Below are 12,127 nucleotides of genomic sequence, written 5' to 3' on the forward strand. Positions count from 1 at the left end.
TCGTGGAGGACCTGCCGATGACGTTGCGTCCTTTGAAACCCTCCCTGCGCGGCCTGTGCCTGTTCGCCATCCTGGCGGCCGGCCAGGCCGTTGCGCAACCGGCGGCGCCGGAAGCATCCGCCTGCAAGGGCAAGATCTACCTCACCTTCGATACCGGCAGCCAGTCCCAGGCCGAACTCATCGAACAGACCCTGCAGCGCCACCACATCAAGGCTACTTTCTTCCTCGCCAACGAGAAGACCATCCACGGCGACTATTCCCTCGATCCTGCCTGGGCACCGCTGTGGAAGCGGCTGGTGGCCGAGGGGCACGCCTTCGGCACCCATACCTTCGACCACGTCTACGTGGTGCGCGACCTGCCCGAGGGCAAGATCGAGGTACGTCCGCAGTTCGGGGCGCAAGCCGGCAAGAAGCTGCAATGGACGCCGGCCCAGTATTGCGAGGAAATGAAGCGTGTCGATCAACGCTTCCAGCAGCTGACCGGCCACAAGCTTGATCCGCTCTGGCGTGCGCCCGGTGGCCGACTGACCCACAACCTGCTCAAGGCCGGCGAAGCCTGCGGCTATGCCCATGTGGCCTGGGCCCCCGCCGGTTTCTCGGGCGATGAACTGCCCAGCGACAAATTCCCCAACGAGATGCTGTTGAAGAAAGCCCTGGACGGACTCAAGGATGGTGATATCTTCCTGGCCCATATGGGTATCTGGTCGCGCCAGGATCCGTGGGCGCCAGCCGTGCTGGAGCCGCTCATCAGCGGGCTGGAGCAGAAGGGGTTCTGCTTTGCCACGCTGCGCGAGCATCCGTCCTACCGCCACCTGTTTGCCGCCGGGAAGGAACACTGACCCCGGGCATCAGTCCAAACCGGCGCCGGCCCAGGGGAGGGGAACTGCCGCCGCCACCGTCACACCGAATCAACGCTATCCATGATCCAGACCATTTCCGACCTCTTTGCCACCGTCCAGGGCTGGCTCTTCGAAACCCTGGTGCAACCGCTGGTGTTCTTCATCGGCATGGGGGAATTCGTCGAAGAAGCTTTCACCGGCACTGAATTCGTCCTGGTAGGCATCTGTGAACTGGTGATCCTGTTCCTGATCCTGCGTCCGCTGGAGTCTGCCATCCCGGTGCATCCCATCACCGACCCGCGCGCCCGCTGGAACGATTTCATCTACACCGTGCTGCAGCGTCTGGGCATCATCCCCATCATCGCCTTCCTGCTGCTCGATCCGGCGCTGTCTTATCTTTCCGAAGCCCTGCACCTGGAAGGCTGGGGCACCTTCAACCTCGACCAGGTCTGGCCCGGCGTGACTGACCGCGCGCTGGTGAGCTTCCTGCTCTACATGGTGGTGCTGGACCTGTGTGAATACCTCTACCACTGGGCCCAGCACAACGTTCGCTGGATGTGGGCGCTGCACAGCCTGCACCACAGCCAGCAGAACATGAACCTGTGGAGCGACGACCGCAACCACATGCTGGACAACCTGGTGCACGACATCATCTTCGGCCTGATTGCCGTCCTGATCGGCGTGGAGCCCTCGCAATACATCCTGCTGGTGTCGCTCTCGCGCATGCTGCAAAGCCTGCAGCATGCCAACGTGCGCATCCACTTCGGCCGCCTGGGCGAATACCTGCTGGTGTCGCCGCGTTTTCACCGGACCCATCACGCCATCGGGCTGGGCCATGAAAGCCGGGGTCGCAATTCGCTGGGCGGACACAACTTCGCGGTGCTGTTCCCGATCTGGGATGTGCTCTTCCGCACGGCCCACTTCAGCCAGGGCTTCGCCATGACCGGCGTGCGCGACCAGCTGCCACCGCCGGCCGGCAAGGGACGCGACTACGGACGCGGCTTCTGGGCGCAGCAATGGCTGGGTTTGAAACGCCTGGTCGAATTCACCCGCAGGAAGCCCCGCTGATGCGCCTGTTCATCGCTTCCTTCGGGCGTGCCCTGCTGGCGCAATTGCATATCCGCATGTTGTGGCTGACAGTGCTGCCCTTCGTCGTGTCGCTGGGCTTGTGGGCGGTCTGCCTGTGGCTGGGGCTGCAACCCATCATTGACTGGCTGCAGGGCTACTTCGTCTCGCACGGCATGTTCGGCGAGATCGGCGGCATGCTGGCCTGGTTTGGCATGGGTGCGCTCAAGACGGTACTGGTGCCCTTGCTGGCCATGTGGACCCTGCTGCCGCTGATGATCCTGACGGCGCTGGTATTCGTCGGCCTGTTCACCATCCCGGCCATCGCCCGCCACATCGGCACCCGCCACTATCCCATGCTGGACAAGCGCCACGGCGGCAGCGTGGCCGGCAGCCTGTGGACCTCGCTGTGGTGCTTCGCCGTCTTCACGGTGCTGTGGCTGGCCACGATCTGGGTATTCCTGATCCCGCCGCTGGCCTTCGTCATTCACTCGCTGCTGTGGGGCTGGCTGACCTATCGCGTCATGGCCTATGACACCCTGGCCGACTACGCCAGCACCGAAGAACGGCGTGCCGTCCTGCACCTGCATCGCTGGCCGCTGCTGGCCGTGGGTACCATCGCCGGTGCGCTCGGTGCGGCACCGACGCTGCTGTGGCTGGGCGGGGTGCTGTCGGTGATCCTGCTGCCGGCGCTGGCGGCGGTGGCGATCTGGCTGTATGTAGTCGTATTTGTCTTCACCGGCTTGTGGTTCCAGTTCTATTGCCTGGAAGCGCTGCTGCGTTATCGCAGCGGCCAGGCACCCGATGGTCCGGCCGACACCAACGTCATCGACGTGACGCCACGTTGACGCCGGTTTGATGGTCCCTGCCCGAGACGAACCCGGGGCAGGGCAATCCGTCCCCGGCCCGAATCGGGCATAATCGCCGCAGTGTTTCATCAACCTATCGGGCAGACAGACTCATGGCATTCGGACTCATCATCATCGGCGACGAGATCCTCTCGGGCCGCCGCATCGACAAGCATTTCCCCAAGGTCTTGGAGCTGCTCAGCCAGCGCGGACTGCAACTGTCCTGGGCCGAGTACGTCGGCGACGACCCCGAACGCATCACCGCCACCCTCAAGCGCACTCTTGCCACCGGCGACGTGGTGTTCTGCACCGGCGGCATCGGCGCCACCCCTGACGACCACACCCGCCAGTGCGCAGCCGCTGCACTGGGCGTGCCGGTGGTGCTGCATCCCGAGGCCAAGGAAAAGATCCAGGAGCGCATCGCCGACATGGCCCGCGAAGCCGGCACCACCCCCGACTTCAACGCAGCGGACAATCTGCACCGCCTCAAGATGGGCGAATTCCCGCAGGGCGCCTCCATCATCCCCAACCCCTACAACAAGATCCCCGGTTTCTGGCTCAGGAACACCAGCGGCACCGGTGCGCATTACTTTGCGCCGGGCTTCCCGGTGATGGCTTGGCCGATGTTCGAATGGGTGCTGGAGACCCATTACGCCGACCAGTTCCACCGCCAGGCCTGGGCCGAGCGCTCCATGCTGGTGTTTGAAGCGATGGAATCGACCCTGACCCCGCTGATGGAAGCCATCGAAGCGCAATTCCCGCTGGTGAAGGTGTTCAGCCTGCCGCACGTGGGCGACGACAAGACCCGACGCCACATCGATTTGGGCGTCAAGGGTGATCCGGCCCAGGTGGAGCCGGCCTTCGAGAAAATGCAGGAAGGCCTGCGCGCGCTGCACGCCGAGTATCAGATCAGCAACTGAGGCCGCTGCTGGCGTTGGCGCAGGTCAAAAAAAATGCCCCGGCAAGACCGGGGCATTCGTTTCTGCGGGAGAACCCGGAGATTACTTCTTGGCAGCGCGAGTCACCTTGGCACCAGCCTGGGACATCTGGTCCACGGCGTTGGTCACGTTGGCTTCCAGGACTTCAGCGGCTTGCTTGGCGTTCTTGGTGAACTGCTCGTAGCCAGCGCTCATGTTGCCGATGGCCGACTTGAACATCGAAATGGCCTGCTCGGAACCGGCGGGGGCGTTCTTGGCGGCTTCGTCGATCATCGCCACGACCTTGCGGTTGACTTCGGCGATCTGGGCTTCGGCAGCCTTGGTCAGTTCAGCCTGGGTGCTGGAGAAGATGCCGCTCAGGTGACGGCCGTAGGCCACCGACTTTTCCAGCGTCGGCTGGGCGTGCGAGCTGGTCAGGGTGAAGAATTCCTGCGGGTCCTTGGCCGAGAACAGCTTTTGCGCAGCAGCCTGGGTTTCTTCGAGCGAGGACTTGGCAGCCTTCAGGTTCAGGTCCACCAGTTTTTCCACGCCTTCAAAGGTCTTGCTGGCCAGCTGGTTGAACAGGGCGATTTGCGCTTCAGCGTTGGCTTTGGCAGCGGCGGAAAATTGCTCGGTGTAGGTCGTCATGTTGAAACATCCTTCTCGTTGATGGGTTGATGAACAAGGCAGCGACAGTGATTGCTTACGGACCGATCAGTGTTGACAGGTGGATCTCCGATGTAATTTCTTCTTTGAATATGATGCGATGCACAAGGCGGATTCTAGTTCAATCGTGCATAAAGTCAAACGTTTCAATGCACGGGAATCATAAAAAGCGCTTCAAAATTGATCCAAGTCTAATCAAGGACTTAGCGCTGTTTTGGGAATTTTCTGAAAAGAGATGTCATTCCGGATGAGCTTTTGCATTGCAGCATCAAAAGCGGTTATCGTTGCGGGTCGCGCAATCGTTTGCGCTGCGCAGCAAAGCGTTTTGTTGCAATGCGGTAATCATTTCAACGTAACGGAAAATCAATGTGAAAGCGTACTACAGTGATCACTTCGTTTTACCCCTGCCACCGGGCCACCGCTTTCCGATGGTGAAGTACCGGATGATCCGGGAGGGGGCTGCGGCTGCCGTGCCGGATCTGGACTTTCACGAGGCTCAGCCCGCCAGCGACGGCGAACTGGCGCTGGCCCACCATCCGGACTATATCGCCCGCGCCAGTGCCGGCCAGCTGACTGCCGCCGAACAGCGCGAGATCGGCTTCCCTTGGTCGCCGCAGATGGTCGAACGCTCGCGCCGCTCTTCAGGAGCCACCATTGCCGCCTGCCGCGCCGCCTTCAGCGAGGGAATCGCGGTCAACCTGGCCGGCGGTACGCATCACGCCTACGCCGATCATGGTGCAGGTTTTTGCGTCTTCAACGACGCCGCCATCGCGGCCCGGCTGATGCAGGCGGAACGCCGTGCGGCGCGGGTGGCCATCGTCGATCTGGATGTGCATCAGGGCAACGGCACCGCGTCCATCCTGGCGCGTGATGATTCGGTGTTCACCTTGTCGCTGCACGGAGAGAACAATTATCCTTTCGAGAAAGAGCAGAGCGACCTCGACGTGGCCTTGCCAGATGGCGTGGGGGATGCCGATTACCTGCAAGCCCTGCGCGACGCCCTGCACACCCTGCAGCAGCGTTTCGCCCCGCAGTTGCTGATCTACCTGGCCGGGGCCGACCCGCATGAGGGCGACCGCTTGGGCAAGATGAAGCTGACCCTGGGCGGACTGGCGGCCCGCGACGAGACGGTCTTTGGCTACGCCCGCGAGCATAAAATCCCGGTTGCGGTTACGATGGCGGGCGGTTACGGACGAGATATCGAACAGACCGTCGCCGTACACATACAAACGATAAGACTCGCCAGCCTCCACGCTGCCCGCTGGAGCGCACGATGAGATGACCCGGGCTGCACCCCCGTGCGCCCGCTGATGGAAAAGAAATGATGCAATCCGCCGCCGGTGCCCGCCGGCCTCGCCAGCTCCTGATGAGCCTGGTGCCTTTGTTGTTCGTGCTGATCTGGAGTACCGGATTCATCGTGGCCAAGTTCGGCCTGCCGTATGCGCCGCCGTTGACGTTCCTGCTGCTGCGCTTCACCGGGGTGCTGGTGGTCCTGCTGCCGCTGGTGCTGTTGTTCCGCGCCCCTTGGCCGCACGGCCGCATCCGCCATGTCGCGGTGGCCGGTGTGCTGCTGCAGGCGGGTTACCTGGCCGGGGTCTGGTGCGCCATCAAGATCGGCATGCCGGCCGGCTTGTCGGCCCTGATCGTCGGGCTGCAACCCATCCTCACTGCCTTCGCCGCCCCCTTGCTGGGCGAGTCGGTGAAGGGCCGGCAGTGGATTGGCCTGGCGCTGGGCCTGTGCGGGGTAGGGCTGGTGGTGGCCAACAAGATTTCACTGATTGGCCTGTCCACTGCCAGCATCGCGCTGTGCGTCTTTGCCTTGCTGTGCATCACGGCCGGTACGCTGTACCAGAAGCGCTATTGCGCCCACTTCGATTTGCGCACCGGCACGGCGATCCAGTTCATGGCTTCCATCGTCGTCGTCTTGCCCTTTGCCGTGGTCGTCGAAGGACTGGACTGGCAGTTGAGCAACGTTCATTGGACACCGCAATTCATCGGCGCACTGCTGTGGTCGGTGCTGGCGCTGTCGATTGGCGCGATCTTCCTGCTGTTTGCGCTGATCCGGCGCAGTGCTGCCACCAGCGTCACCAGTCTGCTGTACCTGACGCCGCCGACCACGGCCGTCATGGCCTGGCTGATGTTTGGTGAAGCGTTCAGCCTCATCGGTGCGCTGGGCATGCTGGTGGGTGTGATCGGCGTGGCCTTCGTGGTGCGCAAGTAATCCATTGCGGTGCGGTGACGTTCTTCAGCCGGGCGTCATCGCGCCCGGCATCAGCGTCACCAGCTTCAGGTCGGGGCGGTTGGCCACGCGGAAATTGACCTGACGGTACAGCAGTTCCCCCAGCTGCGGATGCTGGAAGCGGCGCTCGCCACCTTCACGTTCGATCACATCCTGCAGGTGCCAGGCCCGCTGGAAGAGCGGGCTGGCGTCCGACAATTCCTCCACCAGCCCCAGCAGTTCCGGATCATCCAGCAGGCTGGCGCTATCGGCGCGGAATTCGGCCACCAGCCGCCGCGCCCGTTGTTCCCATTCCACCGTCAATGATTGCGCGGCCGCGCTGCTGAACATGAAGCGCAGCAGGTTGGGCGGTTTTTCCTTGCCATCCAGCCACCCTGCAAAGAGCTTGCGCGCGGCCGGATTCCAGGCCACGGCATTCCAATAGCGGTCCAGCAAATAAGCCGGGGCACGGAACTGGCTGACCACTTCCAGGATTTCCGGCGCCACCACGGTGGCGGCCTGCTGCTCCGGCAACACCGGATCTTTCTTTCCCGCCAATTCAAACAGGTAGGCCCGTTTGGCACGTGGCAGGTGCAGCGCATCGGCGATGCGCGCCAGCGCCTGGGGCGAGACCGAATCCGTGCGCCCCTGTTCGATCCAGGTGTACCAGGTCACGCTGATGCCACACAGTTGCGCCACTTCCTCACGCCGCAGGCCGGGGGTGCGGCGGCGGCCATGGGCCAGATGCGGCAGGCCGGCCTGGGCTGGTGCGGTCTGTTCGCGCTGGGATTTGAGGAAGTCGCCAAGGGCGCGGCGGGCGAGGTCGGGTTCCATGAAGACGGGCAGGGTGGTGGTCGGGGTAATAGTATAAATGCTTCACTTGTAACAGGATAAGAATTCGCTAGACTGGCGTTTCCTTCACAGCACTGCTGTCTTTTCCTTCATATCGCCCCGGAGCCCCGCCATGCGCAGCCATCAGCAAGTCGTCACCGAACAGTTCGGCAGTACCGCCGCCGCCTACCTCACCAGCAGCGTCCATGCCCAGGGGGCCGACCTGCAGGAGCTGGCGCAGATCGCTGCCTCCATCCCTGGCGCACGCGTGCTGGACCTGGGCTGCGGCGGCGGCCACGCCAGTTTTGCCGTGGCACCGGTGGTGGAGAAGGTGATTGCCTATGACTTGTCCGAAGAGATGTTGAAGGTGGTGGCCAGCGCCGCAATCGAGCGCGGCCTTGAGAATCTGGCCGTGCGCCAGGGCAGTGCCGACCGGCTGGATTTTCCTGATGCCAGCTTCGACCTGGTCTGCACGCGCTTTTCGGCCCACCATTGGCGTCAGTTGCCGCAGGCCCTGAATGAAACGTTTCGCGTGCTCAAGCCGGGCGGACGCTTCATCGTCATCGACACTGCCGCGCCGGCCGACGTCTTGGCCGATACCTACGTGCAGGCCATCGAATTGCTGCGCGATACTTCACATGTACGCAATGTCAGCCTGAACTCCTGGCGCAAGCTGCTGAAAGCAGCCGGCTTTGCCATCGCCCACGACAAAACCTGGAAGCTGCGCCTGGAATTCGATACATGGGTGGCCCGGATGCGTACTCCGCAAGACAGCATCACCGCCATTCGCGCCCTGTGGCAGGCTGCGCCCGGCGAGGTGAAGGAGTATTTCGCCCTCGACGCGGCCTGTTCCTTCTCCATCGACGTAGCCATGCTGGATGCGCGCAAGCCTTGACCGGACCAGGCCGGCGCGTTCAATCCCGGCCAGTGAAAACGCCCCGTCCCCGCCCTTGAAGGCAGGAGACGGGGCGTCAACGATATGTGACACTGCCTCGTTATCAATTCACTTTGGATTATCGTAAAGCGAGCATCTGGGGTCAGTATTGCCGTCTGTTATCGTGATTGTGACCGAAAGCTGACAGCTAGACTGGTAATATGCCGTCTCGTTGGCCTGGGTTTTGCTTGAGAAAATTCGAAAAACATCGAGCAGCCACCCGGCAAATTTGCAGTAAATCCCGAAAAAGTGTGGGGCACCGGATCGGGCGCGGAGATAGAAACGCGTTTAAAAAAATGCGCTAACGTCTTAATTCTCTTGCGAAAAATCTGCATTTTGCTACACTGCCGACGTTTCTCTTGTGTACTTTCAGGGTAAATTGGGGGGAGTTCCACCTATGATCAAATCAGCGCTGGCCATTTTCACATCACTTCTGTTCATCCACGCTGGTTTGGCTCCTGCCGCTGCCCAGACGGTCAACAATGCCGCCAAGAAAGCGCCGGCCAAGAAAGTCGTGGCCAAACGCCCGGCCCAGGCCGTCAGCAAGACGGTGGCCAAAGGCTCCCTGAACAACCGCGAAAAACTGGTCCGCAAGGTCAGCGTGGTCAAGGGCAAGCGTCACATCAGCTACCAGCGCGTCTCGGCCGCGCCGTCCATTCCGGTGGTGCCGCCGGTGATGACCGCCGGTGATCTGGCCGGCCTCAATCTCACCCCTGATCCGGTCGGACTGCGCTCCAACGTGGCGCTGGTGATCGACCAGGCCAGTTCGCAAGTGCTGTTCGAGAAGAATTCTTCAGTTGCGCTCCCCATTGCCTCGGTCACCAAGCTGATGACCGCGCTGGTGGTGGTCGAAGCGCGCCTGAACATGGAAGAAACCCTGACCGTCACCGATGACGACGTCGACCGCGAAAAGCACAGCAGCTCGCGCCTGCGCGTGGGCGCGACCCTGAGCCGCGATGACATGCTGCACATCGCCCTGATGAGCTCTGAAAACCGTGCTGCCTCCGCGCTGGGCCGCAACTATCCGGGCGGCCTGCCTGCCTTCGTGGCGGCGATGAACGCCAAGGCCCGCTCGCTGGGCATGACCGATACCCGCTATGTCGATTCGACCGGCCTGTCCAGCCAGAACGTGGCCAGCGCCCGCGACCTGGCCAAGCTGGTGGTGGCGGCCTACAACTATCCGATCATCCGCCAGTACTCCACCGATCCCAAGTACATGGTCGAGCCCAGCGGCCACGCCATGCAGTACAACAGTTCCAATCGTTTGACCTCCAACAAGGAGTGGGATATCGGCCTGCAGAAGACCGGTTTCATCAACGAAGCCGGCCACTGCCTGGTGATGTATACGCGCATCGAAGGCCGTCCCATCGTGATGGTGTTCCTCGACTCCAAGGGCCGCCTGTCGCATGTGGGCGATGCCGCGCGCATGCGCAAGTGGCTGGTGGAAGACCAGCCCAACCTGACCCGCGTGAAGATGGTGCGGGCGGACGAGGGTTGATTCTTTCTTCATCTGCTTCACCGGCTGCAAATGAAAAGCGAACCTGTTGGTTCGCTTTTTTAATGCCTGTCGCTTGCCATGCAAGCTTTGTCACCACGCCTGAGTGTTCAAAACGCTTGTATCAATTCAATATTTCAATAATAATTGAAATATTGAATTGACAGGAGAAGCGTATGGAAACCGGCCCCGTCATTGCGGCCCTGGCTGCCCTGGCCCAGGAATCGCGACTGGCCATCTTCCGTCATCTGGTGCAAGTCGGGCCTGCGGGCAGCGCCGCCAGCAAGATCGGCGAGGCCCTGGCCATCGCACCGTCCTCGCTTTCCTTCCATATGAAGGAACTGTCGCACGCCGGACTGGTGACTTCCCGCCAGGAGGGGCGATTCGTCATCTACGCGGCCGATTATTCCCGCATGAATGAAGTCTTGCGCTTCCTGACCGACAACTGCTGCGGCGGCAATCCCTGTACGCCCGTTGCCGCCTGCTGCGAACCCTCCAGCGGCATTGCTGGAGAGGCGGCCAAACCTTGTTGAGCCAGGAGAGAACGTGCTGACCGCTTTATTCATCTTCCTGCTGACCCTGACGCTGGTGATCTGGCAGCCCAAGGGACTGGGCATCGGCTGGAGCGCATGTGGCGGTGCCGCCCTGGCGCTGGCCTGCGGCGTGATCCACCTCGCTGACATCCCGGTGGTCTGGCATATCGTCTGGAACGCTACCGGCACCTTTGTTGCCATCATCATCATCAGCCTGTTGTTGGACAAGGCCGGCTTTTTCGAATGGGCCGCGTTGCACGTAGCCCGCTGGGGCGGCGGACGTGGCCGCATGCTGTTCGTGCTGCTGATCCTGCTGGGGGCGGCGGTCTCGGCCTTGTTCGCCAACGACGGCGCCGCGCTGATTCTCACGCCCATCGTCATCTCGATGCTGCTGGCACTGCGCTTCTCGCCGGCGGCGACACTGGCCTTCGTCATGGCGGCGGGATTCATCGCCGATACCGCCAGCTTGCCGCTGGTGGTATCGAACCTGGTCAATATCGTTTCGGCGGATTTCTTCAACATCGGATTTGCCCAATACGCTTCGGTCATGGTGCCGGTCAACCTGGTCTCGGTGGCGGCAACTCTCCTGGTGCTGCTGATCCATTTTCGCCGCGACCTGCCGGCCCGCTACGACCTGGCGCAGCTGCGCACGCCCGCCTCCGCGATCCGCGATCGCGCTACGTTCATTGCCGGCGGCTTGGTGCTGGCGCTGCTGCTGGCCGGCTTCTTCTGGCTGGAAGGAAAAGGCTTGCCGATCAGTGTGGTGGCGGCTGTCGGGGCATTGATCCTGTTGTTCGTGGCCGGCAGAGGGCGCGTCATTTCCACCCGTGCGGTCATCAAGGGGGCACCGTGGCAGGTGGTGTTCTTCTCGTTGGGCATGTATCTGGTGGTCTATGGCCTGCGCAATGCCGGGCTCACCAACGCCCTCACCGGTGTACTGAATGAATTCGCTACGCACGGTGTCTGGGGTGCCACCCTCGGCACGGGTGTGCTGACGGCCTTGCTGTCCTCGATCATGAACAACATGCCTACGGTGCTGGTCGGTGCGTTATCCATCGACGCCACGTCGGCGCAAGGTGTGGTCAAGGAAGCGATGGTCTACGCCAACATCATCGGCTGCGACCTCGGCCCCAAGATCACGCCCATCGGCAGCCTGGCGACCTTGCTCTGGCTGCATGTGCTGGACAGCAAGAACATTCATATCTCCTGGGGTGCCTACTTCCGGACGGGCGCCTTGCTGACGCTGCCGGTGCTGCTGGTCACCTTGTCGGCACTGGCGCTCAGGCTGGGTGCCGGGGCCTGAGCATCCCGGGATGCAATCGACTTCAACACAGAGATTCACCATGACCACCATCTACCACAATCCCGCCTGCGGAACCTCCCGCAATACCTTGGCCATGATCCGCAACAGCGGTGAAGAACCGACCATCATCGAGTACCTGCAGCACCCGCCCAGCCGCGAACAATTGGAGACGATGATCCGCGAGGCTGGTCTTGCGGTGCGCGAAGCCATCCGCCAGAAGGGGACGCCTTATGCCGAACTGGGCCTGGACCATCCTGCCTTGACGGACGCGCAGTTGCTCGATGCGATGCTGGCCCATCCGATCCTGATCAACCGGCCCTTCGTGGTGACTTCGAAGGGGACGCGCCTGTGCCGTCCTTCCGAACTGGTGCTGGACATCCTGCCGCATCCGCAGCAAGGTCCGTTCACGAAGGAAGATGGGGAAGTGGTGGTGAATGCGGACGGCCAGCGCGTTGCTGCCCGGTGAGTCTGCAGAGGG

Annotated in this window: 13 protein-coding genes; 11 read left to right on the forward strand and 2 right to left on the reverse strand. The window is 62.2% G+C overall.

Annotated features, from left to right (window positions below; translation table 11 throughout):
* The first annotated feature begins 17 nt into the window (after positions 1–17).
* The 4 genes from E2K99_RS08225 (at position 18) to E2K99_RS08240 (ending at position 3,672) form a co-directional block, all read left to right on the forward strand.
* Positions 18–839 (forward strand): polysaccharide deacetylase family protein, encoded by an 822-nt coding sequence (locus tag E2K99_RS08225; protein WP_134221924.1) that lies wholly within the window; start codon positions 18–20, stop codon positions 837–839.
* A gap of 81 nt (positions 840–920) precedes the next feature.
* Positions 921–1,907, forward strand: coding sequence for a sterol desaturase family protein (locus E2K99_RS08230; RefSeq protein WP_134221925.1), 987 nt, complete (start codon positions 921–923; stop codon positions 1,905–1,907).
* Positions 1,907–2,752, forward strand: coding sequence for an EI24 domain-containing protein (locus tag E2K99_RS08235; protein ID WP_134221926.1), 846 nt, complete (start codon positions 1,907–1,909; stop codon positions 2,750–2,752). The genes E2K99_RS08230 and E2K99_RS08235 overlap by 1 nt, the downstream gene beginning before the upstream one ends.
* A gap of 113 nt (positions 2,753–2,865) precedes the next feature.
* Positions 2,866–3,672 carry a competence/damage-inducible protein A gene (locus tag E2K99_RS08240; protein WP_039790398.1) on the forward strand — a complete coding sequence of 269 codons (807 nt, stop codon included), beginning with the start codon at positions 2,866–2,868 and terminating at the stop codon, positions 3,670–3,672.
* Positions 3,673–3,753: 81 nt separating this feature from the next.
* Here the strand turns inward: E2K99_RS08240 and E2K99_RS08245 are convergent, their stop codons facing one another.
* Positions 3,754–4,317, reverse strand: coding sequence for a phasin family protein (locus E2K99_RS08245; protein ID WP_134221927.1), 564 nt, complete (start codon positions 4,315–4,317; stop codon positions 3,754–3,756).
* Positions 4,318–4,763: 446 nt separating this feature from the next.
* Between E2K99_RS08245 and E2K99_RS08250 the strand changes: the two genes are divergently transcribed.
* Both E2K99_RS08250 and E2K99_RS08255 read left to right on the forward strand, forming a co-directional pair.
* On the forward strand, positions 4,764–5,612 hold the full coding sequence (locus tag E2K99_RS08250) for a histone deacetylase family protein (protein WP_375163972.1): 849 nt from the start codon (positions 4,764–4,766) through the stop codon (positions 5,610–5,612).
* 44 nt (positions 5,613–5,656) lie between these two features.
* On the forward strand, positions 5,657–6,556 hold the full coding sequence (locus E2K99_RS08255; RefSeq protein ID WP_134221928.1) for a DMT family transporter: 900 nt from the start codon (positions 5,657–5,659) through the stop codon (positions 6,554–6,556).
* 24 nt (positions 6,557–6,580) lie between these two features.
* Here E2K99_RS08255 and E2K99_RS08260 read toward each other — a convergent pair whose 3' ends face one another.
* Positions 6,581–7,387: a helix-turn-helix transcriptional regulator gene (locus E2K99_RS08260; protein ID WP_134221929.1), complete on the reverse strand. Its 807-nt coding sequence runs from the start codon at positions 7,385–7,387 to the stop codon at positions 6,581–6,583.
* 130 nt (positions 7,388–7,517) lie between these two features.
* Here E2K99_RS08260 and E2K99_RS08265 point away from each other — a divergent pair, with 130 nt between their 5' ends.
* From E2K99_RS08265 to arsC, 5 genes are all read left to right on the forward strand, one after another.
* Positions 7,518–8,279 (forward strand): class I SAM-dependent methyltransferase, encoded by a 762-nt coding sequence (locus E2K99_RS08265; protein WP_134221930.1) that lies wholly within the window; start codon positions 7,518–7,520, stop codon positions 8,277–8,279.
* 436 nt (positions 8,280–8,715) lie between these two features.
* Entirely contained in the window at positions 8,716–9,816 is a 1,101-nt protein-coding gene (pbpG, locus tag E2K99_RS08270) for a D-alanyl-D-alanine endopeptidase (protein ID WP_121038858.1), read from the forward strand.
* Positions 9,817–9,989: 173 nt separating this feature from the next.
* Positions 9,990–10,346, forward strand: coding sequence for an ArsR/SmtB family transcription factor (locus tag E2K99_RS08275; protein ID WP_134221931.1), 357 nt, complete (start codon positions 9,990–9,992; stop codon positions 10,344–10,346).
* A 13-nt stretch (positions 10,347–10,359) separates the two neighbouring features.
* Positions 10,360–11,649 (forward strand): arsenic transporter, encoded by a 1,290-nt coding sequence (locus tag E2K99_RS08280; protein ID WP_134221932.1) that lies wholly within the window; start codon positions 10,360–10,362, stop codon positions 11,647–11,649.
* A 40-nt stretch (positions 11,650–11,689) separates the two neighbouring features.
* On the forward strand, positions 11,690–12,115 hold the full coding sequence (gene arsC / locus E2K99_RS08285; RefSeq protein WP_134221933.1) for an arsenate reductase (glutaredoxin): 426 nt from the start codon (positions 11,690–11,692) through the stop codon (positions 12,113–12,115).
* Positions 12,116–12,127 lie beyond the last annotated feature (12 nt).

The sequence above is a fragment of the Herbaspirillum huttiense genome, from assembly GCF_004367745.1.
GTDB classification, from domain to species: Bacteria; Pseudomonadota; Gammaproteobacteria; order Burkholderiales; family Burkholderiaceae_D; genus Herbaspirillum; species Herbaspirillum huttiense.